Raw genomic sequence first — 21812 nt, forward strand, 5'->3', positions numbered from 1 at the left:
GTTTTTGGTTCCGTCGTTGCGCAACCGCCCTAAACACTCTTTCTTCCTGGCCCCGGTGCCCGCCGGGGTACGCGCTCGGCTGCCGTTTTCGGTCAGGCCGACATCTCGAACACCGGCCACCGCCCGTTTATGGCGGTGCCGTCATAGGCCAGCAGCGGCCCGAATTGCAGCAGCACCGCCTCGCTCTGCGAGGGGCGCAGGAACACCCAGTCGTCCGGCTTCAGCGGCACGCGGCGGGATCCCGACCAGCGTTCCTGGTTGCTGGACCGGCCGTAGAGACCGCTGAGCTGCAGGCCCGGTGGCGACACCGGGTTGGCCAGCCAGTGCCCGCCCTGCACAAAAAAGGCGCGGGCCGTGTTGGGATCGAAGAAGGCGGCGACGCCAGCCAGGCTTTCCAGCCCTGGGATCAGCCCCGGCTCCGCCACCTTCAAGACCGGCGTGGCGATGAAGCAGGCCGGCTGGTGATGCGCCAGGGTGTCGATGTCGAAGTCCGTGGGCTTCACGAAGGCGGAGCCGACGGCCACCTCCGTCGCCACCGGGTCGTCGGTGTGCAGAGCGTAGGTCGGGCTGCCCGCCGTGTTGAAGGTATAGGGCGCCTGACCTTCCTTCAGCGGCGCCTTCTCCCGCAGGACGCCGGCCATGCGGGCATAAATGTCCTTGGCCCGCGCCAGCGCCTTGCCCCGCATGTCGAACACGCCGGGCATCTTGGCGACATGCGGGTCGTAGCCCATGAGGCCGCAGGCGGTGACGGCAGGATCCAGGCCCGCCAGCATGGCGGCCAGCGCCGTGGGATCCGTCAGGCCGCCCCGGTGCAGGCCCACATCGATCTCGAAATTCACATTGAGCGCCACGCCGCGCGCCTTGGCCATGCCTGTGTACTGGGCCAGGCGCTCCGGCGTGTCGATCAACCACTGGGGCGCCGGGGCCAGCGCCCCCAGCGTGTCGTAATAGGCGGCGGCCGCCGCCACCGGCAGGGGCTTGCCCATCAGCATGTCGGCATCGGGGACGCGGGTCCCCATTTCCACCAGCATGGGCTGGTTGAAGACCATGTAGCGCTTGGTCTTCAGGCCCGCCGCCACCCGGTCCATCAGCTCGTGGCAGGGCAGCGACTTGACGACGATGCGCAGGCCCTTGGCCTGGCCACCCGCTTTGGCCAGGGTATCGCCCACCGCCTTGATGTTGGCGTCCAGCCGCGTGGTGTCGACCACCAGCACCGGCTGGGCCACCCCCGCCTTGGTCAGGGCCGCCGACAGTGCGGTGAAATAGGCGTCGTGCCCGCCGCCATGGTCGCCCTCCGGCCAGGCGAGGGCGGCGGCGCCCACGACGGCGGCGCCGGCGATGCCGCCCGCCAGCACGCCGCGACGGCTGGGCCGCCTTCCATAGTCGTCACGCATCGGTGAACACCCCCCGCAGATAGTCGTTGAGGAAGCGCCCCTCCGGGTCGACCTGGCGGCGCATGTCCATGGCGTCGCGGAAGCGGGGATAAAGGGCGATGAAATCGGCGGTCTTCAGCGTGTTCAGCTTCCCCCAGTGCGGCCGGCCGCCATGGCGCCGCAGGATGGGTTCCACCACGTCGAACAGGAACTGGTAGTCGTCCTTGTAATAGGCGTGCACGGCGATGGAGCCGGACGGCCGGTCGTGGAAGGGCGACAGCCAGGCGTCGTCGGGGGCGATCACCCGCGCCTCGATGGGGAAGAAGACATCATGCCGCCGGGTCTCGATGGCCTCGATCACGTCCTTCAGCGCCTGTACCTGCGCCTCGCGCGGCAGGTGGAATTCCATCTCGTTGAAGCGGATGGGGCGCTCGTTGGACAGCAGCTGCCAGCTTTCCGCCACCACCCGCTCCGGTTCCAGGCCGGACAGCACATGTTTGGCCACGCGGCGGCGGATGGCGGGGGACCAGCCCAGCCAGTCGCGCAGCGCCTTCAGGCTCATGACCGCATCATTGTCCTGGGTGGGCGGCCGGGGCGTGGCCAGCGCGTCCGTCTCGTCATGAGTGATGATGGCGGTCATGCCGGTGAAGGGCAGGTAGTAGAACTCCACGTTGCGGTGGGCCGCCTGCAGGGTGGGCCATTCCGCCAGGGTCTGCTCCACAGGCTGCAGCCACACCCGCCGTTCCACCCGGTGCGCCGGACTGTTCTTCAGCGTCACCCGGGTGAGGATGCCGAAGGCGCCCAGCCCCACCCGGGCGGCGGCGAACAGGTCGGCGTTCCGGGTGGCATCGCAATCCAGCACCTGGCCATCCGCCGTCACCAGGCGGAAGGCCTGGACGTTGCCATGCAGGGCCATCAGGTTGACGCCCGTGCCGTGGGTGGCGGTGGACAGGGCGCCGGCCAGCGATTGCTTGTTGATGTCCGGCAGGTTGGGCATCTCCTGGCCCACGGCGGACAGGGCGGGGCCCAGGTCGGCCAGCCGGGTGCCGGCCCGGACATGGGCGGTCAGCGCCGCCGCGTCGTGGCCATCCAGCCCGGCGATGCGGTCCAGCGTCACCAGCGTGCCGGAGGTGGGCACCAGGGGCATGAAGGAATGGCCGGCGCCCACGGCGCGGATGGGGCCGGGGCTCTTGCGCACCAGGTCGGCCAGTTCGCCCTCATCCGCCGGCGCCGCGCGGCTGGCGGGGTAGGAATGCTGGATGCCGGACCAGTTGCGCCACAGCAGATGCCCGCCGGCGTCGGCGCTGGGCGGGGCCGGCGGTTCCGGCTGCACGCCCACGCGGGAGGCCGCCACGCCGCCGGCGGCCAGCGCCGTGCCGCCCATCAACAGAAACAGGGTGCGCCGTGTCAGCATGGTTCGGTCCGTTCCCCCATCAAGGCTTGTCGTTCAGTTGGCTTGTGCAGCCGGCGCCTGCCCGGCCATGAAGCGGATCAGCGCCTGGTAATCGTCGGCGGTGCAGGAGAAGCACTGGCCGCCCGCCGGCATGCCGTTGAAGCCTTCCAGCGTGTGTTTCAGCAGGGTGTCCGGCCCCTTGGCCCAGCGCGGCTTCCACGCCGTGGCGTAGCCCGCCAGGGGGGCGCCGGAATCTGGATTGGCATGGCAGGCCTTGCAGCTGGCCTCATACAGGCCAGCCAGGCGATCCTCCGCCGGGCGCCGCGCGGCCAGCGCCTCGATCGTGGGCGGTGCCTCCGGCGCCGGATCACAGGCCGACAGGCCCGCCGCCAGCGCGGCCAGCAGGATCAGTGTGGGCACGCCTGCCCGTTTCGGAAAATGCCCGATGCCCAAGCCCATGAAACTCCCCGTCGCCACCCGTCTATCGCGGGCACGGCGTTAGTCATCGCTAACAAGTTAGTGATAGCTAAAGATGGTGGGGCTGACAAGGGGGATTGTGGCGGCAGGCAGCCTTGTCAGGCCAGCGCCCCGCCAGGGCCGCCGAGCGCCAGCCAGACGTCCGCCGTCATCTCGGCATCGGCCCGGGACTTGTGTTGGTAATCGCCGGTGACGCTGACGCCACCGTCCTGCTGCCGCCGCCGTTTGTAACGCGTCCGGACGGTGCCGCCCACACGCTCCGCCACCAGGGACAGGCGGGAGCGTTCGGCCGGCCAGCGGCGACGGGCCAGTTTTTCGGTGCACACCACCGGATTGGCCAGGGCTGGGAGACCGGCCGCTGCCAGTTCCTGGTTCAACAGGGCAACATCACCGGCGGCACCATGGAACACCAGCGGGTCGGAACCGATGAAGGCCAGGATATCGCCCGCCACATCCGCGAAGTCGGGACAGTCGGCGAGTTCCTCCGCCCGAACGCCGTGCACACCGATGGCGATGGGGTTGAGCGGGCAGCGCGGATTGATGCGCCAACTGCACGCCTCCCGCACATGCCCGCCCGCACCCGACGGTGAAACCGCGACGGCTGACACCTCGATGATGCTGCGCCCCTGCACCGGCCGGAAACCGGTCATTTCGATGTCCATGGCGACCCAGCGCCCGGCTGGCTGGCCAACTGACCCGGCTGGCAAGCCAGCTGAAATAATCTGCGCCTTACCCATGACCTGATCCATATCCAAGGGGCGCCTCCGGGATAGGCGCCGACCCCGGCTATATAGGCCGGCAACCGGTTAAAAAGAATCACGCATACCCCCGGCCCCCCGCACGCCAGGCCTTGGTGTGGTCGATGAAGGCCTTGAGCCCGGCCGACGGCAGGCGCTGGCGGGGATAGTACAGCGCCAGGCCCGGCGAGGGCGGCGTCCAATCGGCCAGCGCGCGGGCCAGCCGGCCGGCGGCCAGGTCGGCCGCCACGTCGCGCAGGCTGACATAGGCGATGCCGGCGCCGGCGCGGGCTGCGTTCAGGCACAGGGCATGGCTGCCCAGGGTCAGGCGGCCGGGAACGTCGATGCGGATCTCCCCGTCACCCATTGGGCCACCGCGCGCTGGCCCGCCGTGGGGGGCGAATTCCCAGCGGTAGATGGTGCCGCTGGGCAGGCGGGCGCGGATGCAGTCGTGGCGCAGCAGGTCGGCCGGCACGCGGGGCAGCCCGTGCGTCTGGAAATAGGCGGGCGTGGCCACGACGGCCCACCCCTCCTCCTCCCCCAGCGGGATGGCCACCATGTCCTCCGGCACCGTATCAGCGGCGCGGAAGCCGGCGTCGAAGCCGGAGGCGACGATATCGATCATGCGCCCCTCGGCCACCAGATCGACCCGCATGTCCGGATAGCGGGCCATGAAATCCAGGATCAGAGGCAGCATGCGCGCGGCGGCCTCCTCCGAGGTATTGAGCCGCAGCAGGCCGGCAGGGGTGTCGCGGAAACGGTTCACCGTTTCCACCGCGTCGGCAATCTCGCGCGTGGCCGGCATCACCCGCGCCAGGAAATGCTCCCCCGCCTCGGTCAAGGCCACGCTGCGGGTGGTGCGATTGAACAGACGCACGCCCAGCTGCCGCTCCATGGCCGCGACCCGGTGGCTGAGCGACGAGGGGGAGGCGCCGATGGCCGCCGCCGCCGCCCGGAAGCTGCGGTGTTCCGCCACCGCCGCCAGGGCCGCCAGCTCACGCAGCGTCAGATCCGTCACTGTGCGATATCCTTCATCAGCGCATGCAAGATTGCGCCGATTATCGCATCAATGGCGGCGCATTACATCAGCGGTCTCAACACTGCTTCACGGAGAAAAGAGACCATGAGCACCGCCAACCCCAGCACCCCGGCCAAGACCGTCCTGATCACCGGCTGTTCGTCCGGCTTCGGGGAGACCGCCGCCCGGCTGTTCGCCGCGCGCGGCTGGAACGTCATCGCCACCATGCGCGACCCGACGCGCGATCCCGGCCTGGCCACCCTGGACAATGTGCAGGTCGTCCGCCTGGATGTGCAGGACCGCGACAGCATCGCCACCGCCGTCGAGGCCGGGCTGCGCCGCTTCGGCCGCATCGACACGCTGGTGAACAACGCCGGCTTCGGCCTGTTCGGCGTGTTCGAGGCCACGCCCATGGCCAAGATAACCGAACAGTTCGAGGTCAACGTCTTCGGCGTCATGGACGTGACCCGGGCCGTCCTGCCCCATTTCCGCGCTAACGGCGCCGGCACCATCATCAACATCAGTTCCGGCGCGGGCGCCTTCGGCCTGCCCCTGATGTCCCTGTACTGCGCCAGCAAGTTCGCCCTGGAGGGCTACTCCGAGGCACTGTCCTTCGAGCTGGCCAGTGTGGGCGTGACGGTGAAGCTGGTGGAACCGGGCGGCGTGACCAGCACCAACTTCGGCCCGCGCAGCGGCACGGAGGCGGGGGCCCAGGCGAATCTCGCCGACTATCGCCCCTTCGTCGCCAAGCTGGACGCCTTCTTCGAGGGCTGGCGCAATTCCCTGGCCGGCACCACGCCGGATGGCGTGGCGGAGGTGATCTACACCGCCGCGACCGACGGAGCCAACCAGTTGCGCTATGTGGCGACGGACGACATCAAGCCGCTGATCGCTGCCCGCCGCGAGACGTCGGAGGAGGTCTACATGGCCCTGATGCGTGAGCGTTTCATGCCGAAATAATGGGCCGAGATAGTGGGCCAGAGATAATGGATTGAGTGCCGGGCGGCCTCACACTGCGGCCTCACACCCCGTGGCGCAGGCCGCCCAACCACATCTGCGTCAGGGCGCGGCAGACGCTTTCGGGCGACATGCTGGGGTCGTCCAGCGCCATCTCCACCGCGGCGTAGCCGGCATCCACGGCGATGCGGGTGCGCAGGCGCAATTCGGCCGGGTCCATCTCGGGCAACAGCGGGCCCATGGCGCGGCAGATGCGGTCGGTGACCATCTCGTGCGAGGCCAGTCGGACGGCGGTCAGCGAGGGCACGGCGCGCAGCGCCCGCATGATCCACACCGCCCCCGGCATTTCGGCCGTGGCCTGGATGGTGGACAGCAGGAATTGGTAGTGGGCCCCCATCAGCTCTTCAAAACCGGCGGGCGCGCTGCGCTCCAGCCACTCATAGAGGATGTCGTTCTGGGCCTCCATCAGGGTGCTGCCCAGGGCCGCCAGCAGGTCGTACTTGTCCTTGAAATGGCGGTAGAAGACGGGGGGTGTCACGCCGGCGCGGCTGGCCACCTGGTTGGTGGAGATGCGCTCGATCCCCACCTCGCCCAACAGCTCGGCCCCCGCCTGCATCAGCCGCATGCGCATGGCCGCCGCCCGGCCGCTCAGGGTGGTGCCCGAGGTCGGGCCGGAGGCGAGAGGGACGTCGGAGGCTGTGTCTGACACGGGGCACGGGGGTCGGCAAGGGGGTTGAAGAACGGCGCGGCGCCTACTGCGCCCCATGACTACCGCGTCCGGTACCGGAACGCCAAGGCCGATCGCGCCCCACCCTTCCCCGGATACCTACATCCATACGCAGGTATAGCCCGGCAGCCCCTGGATTCTACGTGTCGGAGTGATAAACTTCATAGACGGGAGACAAAAGGACTGGATGCGACATGAGCAGCGCCAGTGACAGTCCGACCGACGACGGGGAAATCGTCAGCGTCGACACCAGCGACCCCACGGTGGCTTGCCTGTCCATCGTAAGCTGGTCCATGGCCATCGCGGCCCTGGGCGCCATCGTGTTGCTGGCCCTGGTCCTGTTGCTGTTGAATGTCTCGCAGTACGTCTTCCTGATGGTGTGGATCATCGGCGCGCCCTTCGCCGCCGCCGTCGCCGCCTTGGGGGTCCTGTTCATCCAGCTGAATCAGCGCCGCCAGCACGGCTGACGCCCGCCACCGACGGAACGTCAGCGCGGGCACAGGCCGTGCAGGAACAGGTGCACCACCCGCTGGACGTAGGTGCGGCGATAGGCGGCGTCGCCCAGGCGGGCCGGGTTGATCTGGCCCTCGAACGAATACCCGGCCGTGACCATACCGAAGAAAATGTGGGCAGCGGTGACGGGATCATCCACCACGATCAGCCCCTGGTCGGCCGCGCGGCGCAGGTAGTTGGCCACCATTTCGCGCGACTGGTCCGGCCCCGTGCGGAAAAAGCCTTCCAGCTGGTCGGGGAACAATCGCCCCTCCGCCACGAGTATGCGCATCATGGCCATGACGTCGGGCTGCACCAGCGCCTCAAGCAGCGAGGTCCCGAACTGTGTCAGCACCTCCTCCGGCGGTCCGCAGCTTTCGGCGATGTCGTTCATCAGTTGGCTGATGTGGCCGGTCACCACCTCCAGCACCGCCAGGAACAGCCCCTCCTTGCCGCCGAACAGCTCATAGAGGGTGGCGCGGGATCCGCCGGACAGGGCCACAATGTCGCCCAGGGTCGCACGCTCGAACCCCTTTTCCATGAAGACCTTCAGCGCGGCGTCCATCATGGCGACGCGCCGCGCCTCCGCCCGGCGGCCCAGCTTGGGGGCGGGCGCCGCATCGGCGGCCGGGGACACCTGGGTCGGCGCATTGGACATATCGGTCAAGGTGGGCAAGGGGGCGCTGGCGGGGATGGTCATCGTTTTTTCATAGCTTAATCAAAGGCCCCGGTGACGCCCGTCACAGGACTGTACTGTATGATACAGTACGTAATTGTCATCAGGCAAGGGCGAGGCTTCTGTTCCTTGCACTCTTGCCTATCTTTTTTCCCCGTTCCCTTGCCACCCCCAGGTTGTCCCGGCTGAAACGCGTTTTGGCCGCCAACTGAACGGGGTGACGGGACGGGGCTGGCTTTCGGTGGAAGAGGCATTTGATGACGCTCACTATTCCTAGGGTGGCCTTGGTGGCGACGCTGTCGGTGGCGGCGGTGGCGCTGGCCGGTTGCGGTGAGAAAAAGCAGGCGCCACCCCCGCAGGGGCCCATCTCGGTGGGCGTCGTCACCGTGACGCCGCAGCCCGTGACCCTGTCGACCGAGCTGACCGGCCGCACCTCCGCCTTTCGCGTGGCGGAGGTGCGGCCGCAGGTCAGCGGCGTCATCCTGAAGCGGCTGTTCACCGAGGGCGGCGAGGTCAAGGCCGGCCAGCAGCTGTACCAGATCGACCCCGCCCCCTATGAGGCGGCGCTGGCCAGCGCCAAGGCCAGCCTGGCCCAGGCCGAGGCCACCGTGAAGTCGGTCAAGGCCAAGGCGGAGCGCTACAGCGACCTGGTGACGGTCAACGCCGTATCCAAGCAGGACTACGACGACATCACGGCCAGCCTGGCCACCGACCAGGCGGCGGTGGACGCCGCCCGGGCCCAGGTCAAGACGGCCCAGATCAACCTGGACTACACCCGCGTCTATTCCCCCATCAGTGGCCGCGTCGGCCGGTCCACCGTGACGGAGGGCGCCCTGGTCACGGCCGACCAGACCACCGCGCTGGCCACCGTGCAGCAGCTGGACCCGATGTATGTCGATGTCACCCAGTCCAGCGTCGACCTGATGCGCTTGCGGCAGGAGATCGCCGCCGGCCATGTGAAGGGCGCCACGGCGGGCGACGCGCCCATCAGCCTGCTGATCGACGGCCTGGGCGACAAGCCCTATGGCGAGCCCGGCCGCCTGCAGTTCGCTGATGTGACCGTGGACCAGACCACCGGCATGGTCACCCTGCGCGCCACCGTGCCCAACCCCAAGGCGGAACTTCTGCCGGGCCTGTTCGTGCGGGCGCGGGTGGAGGAGGGCGTGCGCGACCAGGCCATGCTGGTGCCCCAGCAGGCCGTGGTGCGTGGCGCCGACGGCGGCACCACCGTCTGGGTGGTGGGCCCGGACAACAAGGCCGCCATCCGCCCCGTTACCACCACCCAGGCCCAGGGTGACAAGTGGGTGGTGACCGGCGGCCTGAACGCCGGCGACCGCGTGGTGGTGGAGGGCCTGCAGCGCCTGCGCCCCGGCGCGGACGTCAAGGCGGACGAGGCCCAGCCCAAGGCGGCCGCCCCCGCCACCCCGCAGCCGCTGTAAGGCAGGGCCATCCCCATGTCCAAGTTCTTCATCGACAGGCCCGTGTTCGCCTGGGTCATCGCCATCGTCATCATGATGGCGGGCGCGCTGGCCATCTACACCCTGCCCATTGAGCAGTTCCCCCGCATCGCCCCGCCGTCGGTGGCCATCACCACCACGTATCCGGGCGCGTCGGCCAAGACGCTGGAAGACACGGTCACCCAGGTGATCGAGCAGAAGATGAATGGCATCGACCATCTTCGCTACATGTCCTCCACCAGCGACAGCTCGGGCAACGTCACCATCACCCTGACCTTCAACCCCGAGGCCGATCCCGACATCGCCCAGGTGCAGGTGCAGAACAAGCTGCAGTTGGCCACGCCGCTGCTGCCGACCGAGGTGCAGCAGCAGGGCGTGCAGGTCAGCAAGGCCACCAAGAACTTCCTGATGGTGCTGGCCTTCTATTCCCCCAGCGGTCAGCTGGGCGAAACGGAAATCGGCGACTTCGTCGCGTCCAACCTGCAGGATCCCATCAGCCGCGTCGACGGCGTGGGCGACATCACCCTGTTCGGTCCGCAGCACGCCATGCGCATCTGGCTGGACCCGAACAAGCTGGCCGCCGTGCAGATGACGGCAGCGGACGTGACCAGCGCCATCGGCGTACAGAACAAGGCCATTTCCGCCGGCCAGGTGGGCGGCCTGCCCGCCGTGAAGGGCCAGCAGCTGAATGCCACCATCATCGCCCAGACCCGCCTGGAGACGCCGGAGGAGTTTTCCAACATCATCCTGCGCGTGAACCAGGACGGATCGCAGGTGCGCCTGCGCGACGTGGCGCGGGTGGAGCTGGGCAGCAACAATTATGAGGTCGCGGCCCGCTTCAACGGCCACCCGGCCGCCGGCCTGGCCATCAAGCTGACCACGGGGGCCAACGCCCTGCAGGTGGAAAAGGCCATCATCGCCAAGCTGGACGAGATGAAGCCCTTCTTCCCCGAGGGGCTCGAGGTCTCCTACCCCTACGACACGACGCCCTTCGTGCGCCTGTCCATCCATGACGTGGTCGAGACGCTAGCCGAGGCCGTCGTCCTGGTCTTCATCGTCATGTTCGTCTTCCTGCAAAGCTGGCGCGCCACGCTGATCCCCACCATCGCCGTCCCGGTGGTGTTGCTGGGCACCTTCGGCGTGCTGTCGGCCTGCGGCTTCAGCATCAACACCCTGACCATGTTCGCCATGGTGCTGGCCATCGGCCTGCTGGTCGACGATGCCATTGTGGTGGTGGAGAACGTGGAGCGCGTGATGGCGGAAGAGGGGCTGTCCCCCCGCGAGGCCACGCGCAAGTCCATGGGCCAGATCACCGGCGCCCTGGTGGGCATCGCCATGGTGCTGTCGGCCGTGTTCGTGCCCATGGCCTTCTTCTCCGGCTCCACCGGCGCCATCTACCGCCAGTTCTCGCTGACCATCGTGTCGGCCATGGGCCTGTCGGTGCTGGTGGCCCTGATCCTGACCCCGGCCCTGTGCGCCACCCTGCTGAAGCCCGCGGCCCATCATGGCGGCGGCGCCGTGGAGAGCGGCCCCTTCGGCTGGTTCAACCGCGGCTTCAACCGCACCAGCGAGGCCTACGGCCGCGCGGTGGGCCATGTCAGCCGGCGCACGCTGCGCTATCTGCTGGTCTATGGCGTCATCGTCGTGGGCTTGGTGCTGCTGTTCGTGCGCCTGCCCACCGCCTTCCTGCCGGACGAGGACCAGGGCTTCCTGTTCGTCCAGGCCTCCACCCCGCCCGGCGCCACCGCCGAGCGCACGCTGGCCGCCGCCAAGGCCATGGAGAAGCACTTCCTGGAAGACGAAAAGGATAACGTGAAGGGCCTGTTCACGGTGGTGGGCTTCAGCTTCGCCGGCCGCGGCCAGAATTCCGCCTTCGCCTTCGTGAACCTGCGCGACTGGTCGGAGCGGACCAAGCCGGAGCAGCGGGCCAGCGCCATCGCCCAACGCGCCATGATGAAGCTGGCGGCCTACCGCGACGCCTCGATCTACACCCTGACGCCGCCCGCCGTGCTGGAACTGGGCAACGCCACCGGCTTCGATTTCGAACTGGTGGACCGGGCCAGCCTGGGCCATGAGAAGCTGATGGCCGCGCGCAACCAGCTGCTGGGCATGGCGGCGCAGAACCCCATCCTGGCGCAAGTCCGCCCCAACGGGCTGGAGGACGTGCCGCAGCTGCGCGTCAAGGTCGACCAGACCAAGGCGGAGGCGCTGGGCCTGTCCATCAGCGACATCAACACCACGCTCAGCACCGCCTGGGGCTCGGCCTACGTCAACGACTTCATCGACAAGGGTCGCGTCAAGAAGGTCTACGCCCAGGCGGACGCGCCCTTCCGCATGCTGCCCGGCGACATCAGCCGCTGGTATGTGCGCGGGTCGGCCAACCAGATGGTGCCCTTCTCCACCTTCACCAACGCCTATTGGGAATACGGCTCACCCCAGCTGGAGCGCTACAACGGCGTGTCGTCGCGCGACATCCAGGGCGTGCCCGCCCCCGGTCACACCACCGGCCAGGCCATGGCGGAGATGGAAAAGCTGGCGGCCAAGCTGCCGACGGGCTTCGGCTTCGAATGGACGGGCCTGTCGTACGAGGAACGGCTGGCCGGCTCGCAGGCCCCCGCCCTCTACGGCATTTCCCTGGCCATCGTCTTCCTCTGCCTGGCGGCCCTGTATGAAAGCTGGTCCATCCCCTTCGCGGTCATGCTGGTGGTGCCCCTGGGCGTCATCGGCGCGGTGCTGGCGGCCACGCTGCGGGGCCTCAGCAACGACGTCTACTTTCAGGTGGGCCTGCTGACGACCATCGGGCTGGCCGCCAAGAACGCCATCCTGATCGTGGAGTTCGCCAAGGAACAGTACGAGGCCGGGCATGAGCTGATCGACGCGGTGACTATCGCCGCCAAGCAGCGCCTGCGCCCGATCCTGATGACGTCCTTCGCCTTCATCCTGGGCGTGCTGCCGCTGGCTGTGGCCAACGGCGCCGGCTCGGGCGGGCAGAACGCCATCGGCGTGGGCGTGATGGGCGGCATGCTGTCGGCTACCTTCCTCGCCATCTTCTTCGTTCCCGTCTTCTTCGTCTCGGTCCTTCGGCGCTTCGGCAAGCGGCCCGCCCCCGGCACCCCCGCCTCGGGCACGCCCGCTCCCGCCACCCCGGGGCACGACACCGCAGGACATCCGTGATGACCGTGTTTTCGACCCCCAAGCGCATCGCGGCCATCACCGCCCTGCTGCTGACCACCGCGTCCCTGGGCGCCTGTTCCCTGGCGCCGGACTACACCCGGCCGGGCAGCCCCGTCCCCAACGCCTGGCCCACCGGGCCGGCGTATGAGGCGGCGGGCGCGCAAGGGACCACCGAGTCCTCTCCCCCACAGGGTCTCGACAGCTGGAAGGCCGTGTTCCGCGGCCCCCGGCTGCAGGCCCTGATCCAGAAGTCGCTGGATAACAACCGCGACCTGCGCGTGGCCCTGCTGAACATCGAGGTGGCGCGGGCGACATACCGGGTCCAGGACGCGGCCACCCTGCCCCAGCTGAACGTGAGCGGCAGCACCACCCGCGCCCGCACGCCCATCTCCGCCCTGGGCGCCCAGGGGGCGTCCGCAGGCGCGGCCGGATCCGGCACCAAGGGCGTCACCTACAATTCCAGCCAGGTCCAGGTGGGTGTCACCTCATATGAGCTGGACCTGTTCGGCCGGGTGCACAGCCTGTCGCAGCAGGCACTGGAACAGTACCTGGCGACCACGGAGGCCACGGCCGGCACCCGCCTGTCCCTGATCGCGGAGGTGGCCAACGCCTACCTGACCCTGGTGTCGGATCGCCAGCTGCTGGCCCTGACCCAGGACACGCTGAAGGCCCAGCAGGCGACGTACGACCGCAACAAGCGCATGTTCGATCGGGGCAGCAGCTCCGCCCTGGATCTGGCGCAGTCGCAGACGGCCGTGGACACCGCCCGCGCCAATCTGGAGCAATACACCCGGCAGGTGGCCCAGGACCGTAACGCCCTGGAACTGCTGGTGGGGACGCCCCTGTCCGACGCGGAGATCGAGGGCGCCAGCCTGGACGATCAGGACGTGCTGGGCGACCTGCCGGCGGGCCTACCGGCCGACCTGATGCTGCGCCGCCCGGACATCCGCCAGGCGGAACACACGCTGAAGGCCGCCAACGCCAACATCGGCGCCGCCCGCGCAGCCTTCTTCCCCCAGATCACGCTGACCGGCAGCTACGGCACCGCCAGCGCCGGCCTGACCGACCTGTTCGCGCCGGGCAGCAGCGCCTGGAGCTTCGGCCCCAGCGTCAGCCTGCCCATCTTCGACAACGGGAAGAACCAGGCCAACCTGGACATCGCCAAGGCCGACCGCGACATCGACGTCGCCAACTACGAGAAGGCGGTGCAGACCGCCTTCCGCGAGGTGTCGGACGCGCTGGCTGCGCGGGGCACCCTGGACCGCCAGCTGGCGGCCCAGACGTCGCTGGTGAAGTCCAGCCAACTGACCTACGACCTGTCGACCAAGCGGTACGACCGCGGCATTGACAGCTTCCTGAGCGTGCTGGACGCGCAGCGCAGCCTGTACAGCGCCCAGCAGACCCGGATCGCCGTGCAGCTGTCGCTACTGGAAAACCGGGTCAGCCTGTTCAAGGTGCTGGGCGGGTCGGAGACGGTGCCGGCTGAGACGTCCGCCAACTGAACCAGCCGGAAGGGCCGCCCGGCACAGGCCGAGCGCCCTTCCCTGGCTCACGCCGACTGGGGCTCACGCCGCCTTGCGTGCCGTGATGTAGTCCTGGATGACCAGGGATAGCACGTCCAGCGGCATGCTGCCGGAGGAAAGGCCGGCGTGGTGGAACTCGCGGATGTCGAACTTCGGCCCCAGTTCCTTTTTCGCCTGGTCGCGCAGGCGCACCCACATGGTATGGCCGATCTTGTAGCTGCAGGCCTGGCCCGGCCAGGCGCAGTAGCGGTCGGTCTCCCGCGTCATGGCGCTTTCGGTGTCGCCCGTCAGGTCCACCATGTATTTGACCGCCTGTTCCCGCGTCCACCGCTTGTGGTGCATGCCGGTGTCGATGACGCAGCGGCCTGCGCGGAACAGCAGGAACTTCAGGTAGCCGATGCGCCCCATGGGCTCCTTCTCGTACATGCCCATCTCATCGGCCAGCTGCTCGGCATACAGGGCCCAGCCCTCGCCGTAGCCGGAGAAGAACATGTTGGAGCGGTAGCGGGGAATACCCGCCGTCTCCTGCGCCAGGGCCACCTGCAGGTGATGGCCGGGGATGCCCTCATGGTAAAGGGTGGAGGGCAGCGCCCATTTGGGCCATTCGCCGGTGTCGTGCAGATTGAAGTAGATGGTGGCAGGCCGCTTGCCGTCCAGCGAGGGCGACTGGTAATAGGCCAGCGGCGCGCCGGCGTCGATCTGGGCCGGCACCGGCTTCACCTCCGCCTTGGCTTTGGGCAGGGTGGAGAAGTATTGGGGCAGGTGGCTGACCACGTCGGCAAGGCGCACGCCCAGGTCGGCGATCAGCTGAGCCTTGCCCTCCTCCGTCTTCGGGTAGAAGGAGGCGGGGTCCTGGTACAGCGCCTTGATGCGCTGGCCCACCGTGCCCTTTGTCAGGCCCTGCGCCTTCAGCACGGCGTCCAGGCGGGCGGTGATCTCCCGGCCCTGGTCCAGGCCGATGTTGTGCACCTCGTCCGGCGACAGGGTGGTGGTGGTGTTGGCGCGCAGGCCGTCGACATACCAGGCGTCGCCGTCCTTGACGTGCCAGACGCCGGCGTGGTGCGTCGCCTGCCGGCGCGCGGCCTCCACCGCCGCGATCTGACGGTCCAGGGCGGGCAGCACCTTGGATGTGTAGATGCCGGCGGCACGGGCGGCCCAGTCGCCCTCGATGCCCTTGGCCTTGGCGCGCTTGGCAACGGATGATACCAGGTCCGACTTGTCCGCATCGACGCGCAGGGCGCGCATCTGGGTCAGGGTCGTGTCCAGCAGGAAATCCGGCGCCACCACGCCCGCGCCCCGGTCATGGTCCAGACGCTCAGTATCCTGGTCCAGCGCGGTGGCGAAGGCCTCCAGCCGCGAAAGATAGGCCTCGGCATCGTCCTGGGTGGCGATGGGGTGCTTGGTGTCCAGGAAGGTGGGCGTGGACTGGTAGCAGCCGGTCAATTGGCTGATGGCATAGGGGGACCGTTCGCCCGGCCGGCCGAAGTCGAAGCGCTTGTAGGTTTCCAGCCGATTGGACAGGACGTAGGCCACGCAATCGTAATTCACGGCGTCGATGCCGCTCAGGCTGCGGCGGTCGATGCCCGCCAGGCGGCGCATCTGGCTGGCGGCGGCCTCACGCTCCACCGCTTGGCCGGCGGCCGAGCGGTCGCCCAGGCGGCTGCGCAGTCCCGCCAGGTCACCCGTGTCCAGGCCCAGATTGGTCGCGGCCTCGGGCCGGCGCCGCAAATCCTCCTGGAAGAAGGTTTCCAGCAAGGCGGTCAGGGAGGCGCCGGCACCGGACGGAGTGCCGGAGGGGGCGCCAATGGGGGTGGAAGCTTGCGCCCACGCGGGCAAGGCTGCGGACAAGGCGACGGCAGCGGAACTGCCGGCCAGGAACTGGCGACGATTGACCATGGAACTCTCCCAACGCGTATGCCCCTGTTTTGGGGAGAGTATGCGCAAATTTTTGATGGATGAAAGCCGGGCCCCGCCATCAAACAGGCCGACCCTCCGTTCCGCGGCCGGCTGACCGGCTATATCCATTGTAAATTGTTTGCCGACTAACCCACCACCACCGCTGGCGTCAACCGGCCGCCGGGCATGGTGCCGAATCGGCCCGGCAGCCGAAAATGGACCTCGTGCGCCGGCCGCCCCCTCCAAAGCCCGCGCCGGCATTAGCCGTCATAGCCTTGAAACCATTCGCGGTTAAGCCTGGGCCCGAACTTTCGAGGACGCCATTCCCATGCCTTTCCCCCGTCTGCTGCCCCTGACCATCGCCGTCCTGGGCCTCACCGCCTGCGCCACCAGGGCGCCGGAGAACGCCATCGCCATGAACCAGATCCAGGTCATTGGCACCCACAACAGCTATCACGCCGGGATCGCGCCCAACGAGGCGGTGTTGTGGAAGAAAACCCATCCCCAGCAGTACGCCGCCCTGGATTACCACCACCAGCCCCTCGCGGCGCAGCTGTCGGCCGGGGTGCGCCAGGTGGAACTGGACATCTACGCCGACAGCAAGGGCGGGCTTTACGCCCATCCCGCCGGGCCTGGCCTTGTGACGAAGGCCGGCCTGCCGGCCGACCCGCCGTTCGACCCCGATCACGTCATGGACAAGCCGGGCTTCAAGGTCATGCACATGGAGGATGTGGACTACCGCAGCACCTGCCAGCCCTTCACCGCGTGCCTGGCCGACATCCGCGCCTGGTCGCGGGCCCATCCCGGCCATGTTCCCATCTTCATCCTGATCGAGACCAAGGAGGAGGCGCTGACCCTGCCCTTCCCCACCGTGACGCCGGAGGCGCTGACACCGGCCAGCCTGGACGCCCTGGACCGGGAGATCCTGTCGGTGTTCAAGGCGGGTGAGATCATCACCCCCGACGGGGTGCGGGGCGATGCCGCGACCCTGAACGCCGCCATCCGGACGCGCGGCTGGCCCAGCCTGGAGGCGGCGCGGGGCAAGGTCGTCTTCCTGCTGGACCAGAGGAAGGTCACCGCCCGTTACCTGGAAGGCCATCCCGGCCTGAAGGGCCGCGTCGCCTTCACCAACGCCCAGCCCGGCGATGCCGACGCCGCCTTCATCGAAATGAACGATGGCCCGGGCGACACCATCACCGCCCTGGTGCGCCAGGGTTACCTGGTCCGCACCCGGTCCGATGCCGACACCAAGGAAGCGCGGGCCAACGACACCCGCCGCCGCGACATGGCGCTGGGCAGCGGGGCGCAGATCATCAGCACGGACTATCCGGCCTCGGAACCGGCCGGCACCGGTTTCGCCGTCAGCCTGCCGGGTGGGGCCGTCGCACGCTGCAACCCGGTGACGGCGGGCGATGGGTGCGGGGTGGGGCCGCTGGACCGGTAGGGACCGGAGGCCGCTTGCCAGCGCCTGAAACCCTTCTCTATTCTTCCACGCACAATAAACGTTGGAAGCGGCAGGCGATGAAGAAGACGAGCAGATGGGCGGCGTTGGCATTGGGCACGGCGCTGAGCCTTCCCCTGGGAAGTGCCGCCGGCGCGGCGGAGGCCGCAAAGCAGGAAGGTATTAAGGTCGATCTGACCCGGCCCGACTGGGTGGCCTTCCGCAACCTGTACCAGCAGTTGGTGCAAACCAACACCACGCTGTCGGCCGGCAGCTGCACGACGGCGGCGCAGAACATCGCGAACCGGCTGGTCGCCATCGGCTTGAAGAAAAGTGATGTGCGCGTGCTGGTGCCGGATGGCCGGCCCAAGGATGGCGCGCTGGCAGCGGTGCTTCCCGGCACGGACAAGGCGGCCAAGCCGCTTTTGCTGTTGGCCCACATCGACGTGGTGGAGGCCAAGCGTGAGGACTGGCAGCGCGATCCCTTCACCCTGGTGGAGGAGAACGGCTATTTCTACGGGCGCGGCAGCAGCGACGACAAGGCCATGGCCGCCGTCTTCGCCGATCTGCTGATCCGCCTGCGCCAGGAAGGCTTCCGGCCCAAGCGCGACATCAAGCTGGCGCTGACCTGCGGCGAGGAGACCAGCGACACCTTCGACGGCGTGGCCTACCTGCTGGCCCACAACCGCGACGCGGTGGACGCCGAATTCGCCCTGAACGAAGGGGCCGGCGGCAGGCTGGACAAGGACGGCAAGTACCTGGCCCTGGAGATCCAGGCGGGGGAGAAGGTCTACCAGGACTTCACGCTGGAGACGACCAACCCCGGCGGCCACAGCTCCCGGCCCAGCAAGGACAACGCCATCTATCACCTGGCGGCGGGCCTGAACCGGCTGGCGGCCTTCGACTTCCCGGTGGCGCTGAACCCGGTGACCAAGGCCTATTTCACCGCCCTGTCCCCGGTCATCGGCGGGCCGGTGGGAGCCGACATGGCCGCCATCACCAAGGACAACCCCGACCCGGCAGCCATCGCGCGCATCAGCCAGGACGCCGGCTGGAACAGCACGCTGCGCACCACCTGCGTCGCCACCATGGTAAATGCCGGCCACGCGCCCAACGCCCTGCCCCAGCACGCCCAGGCCAACGTCAACTGCCGCATCCTGCCGGGGCAGCCCCTGGAGGACGTGCGCCAGACCCTGGTTAAGGTGCTGGACGATCCCGCCATCAAGGTGACGGCGGTGGGCGAACCCAGCCCAGTCTCCCCTCCCCCGGCCCTGACGCCCACGGTCCTGGACCCGGTCAAGGAGGTGGCGGCCAAGATGTGGCCGGGCGTGCCGGTGGTGCCCACCCAGTCCACCGGCGCCACCGACGGCCGCTTCCTGAACGCCGCCGGCATCGCCACCTACGGCCTCAGCGGCATGTTCCGCGACCCGGACGGCAGTGGGGTGCACGGCCTGAACGAACGCATCCGCGTGCGGTCGCTCTATGAGGGGCGGGAGTTTCTGTACGCCGTGGTGAAGAAGTACGCGGGGTGAGGAGCTATCCGTGAATAATTACACGCCCGATCAGGAGCTTAGTGATTATTCACGGCCAACTCTCTATCTCTTCCCAGTCTACGCATGCTTGAACACGACCTTCACTTCGCCGGCCACGCTTGCACGGTGGTCGGGGTGGTGCTATCAAATCCCCGCAAACGCTTAATATGAAATCTATCAGAAAATTTGTTTTAAAGATCAATTCTCGGCAATTGGCGCGACTGTAGACAAAAAATTTAATTCTTTAGCGGAGACGTATTCCAATGAATTTCTTGAAATCAGGCGAACTGGCAAATGGCACTGTCGATCCGATGAGCATTAATGGCGCCATTCTGGATCGGCAATCAGCCCAGCGCCCGGTTTCAAGTCTGGTGTTGGGCGTCATCGTCCTATTATGGGGGGTGATCCTGGCAATTAGCGCGCCAGGCCAGTTGTCTTACGATTCCATCGTCCAATTAAACGAAGGACGGACAGCGACTTATCTCAGCATGCATCCGCCACTTATGTCAGCCATGCTGGGAGTCGCCGACAGCGTCGTGCCGGGAACCGCGCTTTACCTCGCCTTCAGCATGGCGTTGTTCTTCGGTGCACTTGCGCTTCTCATTAGCCGTGCGGCGCGCCCGCTGCCTACGATGGTGCTTACGATAGCGGCTTGCTTCACCCCCCCCGTTTTGGTCTATCAAGGCATTGTTTGGAAAGATGTATTATTTGCCAACCTCGCCATCTTGGCGTTTGCCGTGCTTGGAACCGTCGACGGGCCATTAAAGGGGCGGCGCTTTATTGCATATGAGGTTACGTGCATCCTTGCGGCCTTTGCCGCTCTGGTGCGTCAGAACGGTTTTGTCGTCATCCTATTCGTGGCACTTGCCATTGGCTTGAAGGAATACAGGCGGGTGGCGCCAACGGGTCCGGCCAAAAAGGCTTGGCGTTCCGTCAGTTTCGGCTTTTGCGCCGTGTTGTTCGCCTTGGGAGCTTGCTCATTATCAAACGAACTGATCCGTATTACGGCTGTTAGGCAAGAAAGCGTAGTCGGGGCTGGGCTAATGGTTCTTGCCAGATATGACATCTCTGGAATCATTGCTTTTGAAGAAGATTTCGATTTGCCTCTGCTAAATGAAAGAGGCGTGGATATTGCTAAATTCGAGAACGCGATCCGGCAGAACTACACGGCAGAACGGCTCGACAATCCGCTCAACCCTCATAGCTCCCAGATCGCGATTTCTGGCTTTTCCCATCTCTCCCCTGCCGAAACAATCAACCTTTGGCAGGGGCTCATATTAAGTCACCCCCGCGCGTACGCGGCTCACCGCATTGCAGTTTTTAAATGGCTTATGTTCCCAACCGATCCCAGCCATTGCTTACCAGTTCATGTCGGAATCTACGGGCCGATAGATTTGATCCAAAGCCTTGGGTTGAAAGAAGGGACTCGTCCGTCGGATCAAGCACTTTACAATTACAGTACGCATTATTTTGGCGGCCCGCTCATGAACCCAACATTCTACGCCGTCATCGCCGCGCTACTGATTGCGTATCTGTTGTGGCGCCCCACCAAAGGCAACGTTGTGATTATTTGCATGTTGTTATCGGCTCTGGCTTTCGCCGGAAGCTATTTGGTGATCGGAATCGCATGCGATTTTAGGTACGTTTATTTCCTGGTGGCAGCAACGATCGTGGCGTTCCTGTATATTTTTGCCAGCACCGAAAATATAAATCTTTCTAAATATTTCTTTTTGTTCAGAAAAGATAAATATGATGCCTGAGCCCAATATTTAAAGAATATTGTTTAATTTAGGCAACTAATATTGAAGAGATACGATATGGATTATGATATAATTATTGTTGGTGGCGGCTTCTTTGGCATGTACATTTCAGAATATTTTGCCAAGAAGAAACGCCGCGTCCTGCTGGTAGAACGGGAGCAAGATTGTATGCGCCGTGCCTCTTATCACAATCAGGCACGCGTTCATAATGGCTACCATTACCCTCGCAGTGTCCTGACGGCTTTGAGGTCCAGGATTTCATTTCCACGATTCATACAAGAATATAGTAACTGCGTTGTTTCGGATTTTCAGAAATTTTATTTGATCGGCTCTCCTTTGGGGAAAGTGTCCGCCTACCAGTTCCAGAAGTTCTGTGAGCGAATCGGCGCCCCCTGCGAGGTGGCCCCGACCTGGCTGCGTCGGCTTACCAACCCCCATTTCGTTGAAGCCTGCTTTTCCACCGTGGAATATGCCTTTGACGCTACAGCGCTTCGCGACACGATGCTTCAGCGATTGAATGCCGTCTCCGTCGAGATTCGCCTGGGGACCACGGTGGAAGGCGTGCGCCAGAAAGCGGGCGCCCTGGCGGTCAGCATACGGAACACCGACTCATCCGCCGAGGAATTGACCGCTGCCCACGTTTTCAATTGCACCTACTCCAATATCAATTTCCTGCTCGCGAACTCCGGGGCGCCACCCATTCCGCTGAAACATGAAATGACAGAAATGTGCATCGTCGAGGTGCCAGACGAAATCCGGCAATCTGGGATAACGGTCATGTGCGGACCATTCTTCTCCGTGATGCCGTTTCCGGCCCTGGGGTTGCATTCAGTCAGCCACGTGCGGTACACCCCGCATTATGAGTGGCTGGACGAAGGAGGCGACGCCGATGGTGCCCAGGGTCGTCTTTTCGACGCGCGCCCGGGCGCAAGCGCGTGGGAGGCCATGCGCAAGGATGCGGCCCGCTACATCCCAGTCCTGAGTGAATGCCGCTACAGCCAGTCCCTGTGGGAGGTGAAGACTGTTTTGCCGCGAAGTGAAACCGATGATTCCCGTCCAATTCTGTTTCGCCCCAATCATGGGTTGCCCGGTCTGCATAGCGTCCTAGGGGGGAAAATCGACAACGTTTATGATGTTGTCAAAGCGATTGAAGTCAACAGCATCGGGCTTTGAGGGGGG

The 21812-nt window shown here is 66.3% G+C and carries 17 protein-coding genes; 9 read left to right on the forward strand and 8 right to left on the reverse strand.

The window, feature by feature from the left end:
* Positions 1 to 92 precede the first annotated feature (92 nt).
* The 5 genes from FBZ87_RS22865 to FBZ87_RS22885 form a co-directional block, all read right to left on the reverse strand.
* Complete coding sequence (locus FBZ87_RS22865; RefSeq protein ID WP_145612896.1) at positions 93 to 1394, reverse strand: alanine racemase; 1302 nt, start codon at positions 1392 to 1394, stop codon at positions 93 to 95.
* Positions 1387 to 2787: a D-arabinono-1,4-lactone oxidase gene (locus tag FBZ87_RS22870; RefSeq protein ID WP_145612897.1), complete on the reverse strand. Its 1401-nt coding sequence runs from the start codon at positions 2785 to 2787 to the stop codon at positions 1387 to 1389. Before FBZ87_RS22870 ends, FBZ87_RS22865 begins: the two co-directional genes overlap by 8 nt.
* 33 nt (positions 2788 to 2820) lie before the next feature.
* On the reverse strand, positions 2821 to 3186 hold the full coding sequence (locus tag FBZ87_RS22875; RefSeq protein ID WP_211107101.1) for a c-type cytochrome: 366 nt from the start codon (positions 3184 to 3186) through the stop codon (positions 2821 to 2823).
* Between the two features lie 155 nt (positions 3187 to 3341).
* Positions 3342 to 3905, reverse strand: coding sequence for a 3'-5' exonuclease (locus tag FBZ87_RS22880; protein ID WP_186454926.1), 564 nt, complete (start codon positions 3903 to 3905; stop codon positions 3342 to 3344).
* 154 nt (positions 3906 to 4059) lie between these two features.
* On the reverse strand, positions 4060 to 4998 hold the full coding sequence (locus FBZ87_RS22885) for a LysR family transcriptional regulator (RefSeq protein WP_211107103.1): 939 nt from the start codon (positions 4996 to 4998) through the stop codon (positions 4060 to 4062).
* Between the two features lie 105 nt (positions 4999 to 5103).
* Between FBZ87_RS22885 and FBZ87_RS22890 the strand changes: the two genes are divergently transcribed.
* On the forward strand, positions 5104 to 5958 hold the full coding sequence (locus FBZ87_RS22890) for an SDR family oxidoreductase (protein WP_145612900.1): 855 nt from the start codon (positions 5104 to 5106) through the stop codon (positions 5956 to 5958).
* A 61-nt stretch (positions 5959 to 6019) separates the two neighbouring features.
* Here the strand turns inward: FBZ87_RS22890 and FBZ87_RS22895 are convergent, their stop codons facing one another.
* A complete protein-coding gene (locus FBZ87_RS22895; protein WP_186454927.1) occupies positions 6020 to 6664 on the reverse strand; it encodes a TetR/AcrR family transcriptional regulator in 645 nt (214 codons plus the stop codon).
* 212 nt (positions 6665 to 6876) lie between these two features.
* On the opposite strand from FBZ87_RS22895, the gene FBZ87_RS22900 reads away from it, so the two are divergent.
* Entirely contained in the window at positions 6877 to 7149 is a 273-nt protein-coding gene (locus FBZ87_RS22900) for a hypothetical protein (protein WP_145612902.1), read from the forward strand.
* 20 nt (positions 7150 to 7169) lie between these two features.
* On the opposite strand, the gene FBZ87_RS22905 is transcribed toward FBZ87_RS22900, so the two are convergent.
* Entirely contained in the window at positions 7170 to 7874 is a 705-nt protein-coding gene (locus FBZ87_RS22905; RefSeq protein ID WP_145612903.1) for a TetR/AcrR family transcriptional regulator, read from the reverse strand.
* Between the two features lie 233 nt (positions 7875 to 8107).
* Here FBZ87_RS22905 and FBZ87_RS22910 point away from each other — a divergent pair, with 233 nt between their 5' ends.
* The 3 genes from FBZ87_RS22910 to FBZ87_RS22920 are packed head-to-tail and all read left to right on the forward strand — an operon-like array spanning position 8108 to position 13983.
* Positions 8108 to 9289 (forward strand): efflux RND transporter periplasmic adaptor subunit, encoded by a 1182-nt coding sequence (locus FBZ87_RS22910; RefSeq protein WP_145612904.1) that lies wholly within the window; start codon positions 8108 to 8110, stop codon positions 9287 to 9289.
* Between the two features lie 15 nt (positions 9290 to 9304).
* The gene (locus FBZ87_RS22915) at positions 9305 to 12481 is read left to right on the forward strand and encodes an efflux RND transporter permease subunit (protein WP_145612905.1); all 3177 of its coding nucleotides are present in this window, start codon (positions 9305 to 9307) and stop codon (positions 12479 to 12481) included.
* The gene (locus tag FBZ87_RS22920; RefSeq protein ID WP_145612906.1) at positions 12481 to 13983 is read left to right on the forward strand and encodes an efflux transporter outer membrane subunit; all 1503 of its coding nucleotides are present in this window, start codon (positions 12481 to 12483) and stop codon (positions 13981 to 13983) included. The genes FBZ87_RS22915 and FBZ87_RS22920 overlap by 1 nt, the downstream gene beginning before the upstream one ends.
* A 63-nt stretch (positions 13984 to 14046) precedes the next feature.
* On the opposite strand, the gene FBZ87_RS22925 is transcribed toward FBZ87_RS22920, so the two are convergent.
* Entirely contained in the window at positions 14047 to 15900 is a 1854-nt protein-coding gene (locus FBZ87_RS22925; RefSeq protein WP_145612907.1) for a DUF885 domain-containing protein, read from the reverse strand.
* A 328-nt stretch (positions 15901 to 16228) separates the two neighbouring features.
* Here FBZ87_RS22925 and FBZ87_RS22930 point away from each other — a divergent pair, with 328 nt between their 5' ends.
* From FBZ87_RS22930 to FBZ87_RS22945, 4 genes are all read left to right on the forward strand, one after another.
* Positions 16229 to 17344, forward strand: coding sequence for a phosphatidylinositol-specific phospholipase C1-like protein (locus FBZ87_RS22930; protein ID WP_145612908.1), 1116 nt, complete (start codon positions 16229 to 16231; stop codon positions 17342 to 17344).
* 77 nt (positions 17345 to 17421) lie between these two features.
* Positions 17422 to 18873, forward strand: coding sequence for a M20/M25/M40 family metallo-hydrolase (locus tag FBZ87_RS22935; RefSeq protein WP_145612909.1), 1452 nt, complete (start codon positions 17422 to 17424; stop codon positions 18871 to 18873).
* A gap of 263 nt (positions 18874 to 19136) precedes the next feature.
* Positions 19137 to 20633, forward strand: coding sequence for a hypothetical protein (locus tag FBZ87_RS22940; RefSeq protein WP_145612910.1), 1497 nt, complete (start codon positions 19137 to 19139; stop codon positions 20631 to 20633).
* Between the two features lie 57 nt (positions 20634 to 20690).
* The gene (locus FBZ87_RS22945) at positions 20691 to 21806 is read left to right on the forward strand and encodes an NAD(P)/FAD-dependent oxidoreductase (protein ID WP_145612911.1); all 1116 of its coding nucleotides are present in this window, start codon (positions 20691 to 20693) and stop codon (positions 21804 to 21806) included.
* The last annotated feature ends 6 nt before the right edge of the window (positions 21807 to 21812 follow it).

The sequence above is a fragment of the Nitrospirillum amazonense genome, assembly GCF_007828035.1.
Classification (GTDB): domain Bacteria; phylum Pseudomonadota; class Alphaproteobacteria; order Azospirillales; family Azospirillaceae; genus Nitrospirillum; species Nitrospirillum amazonense.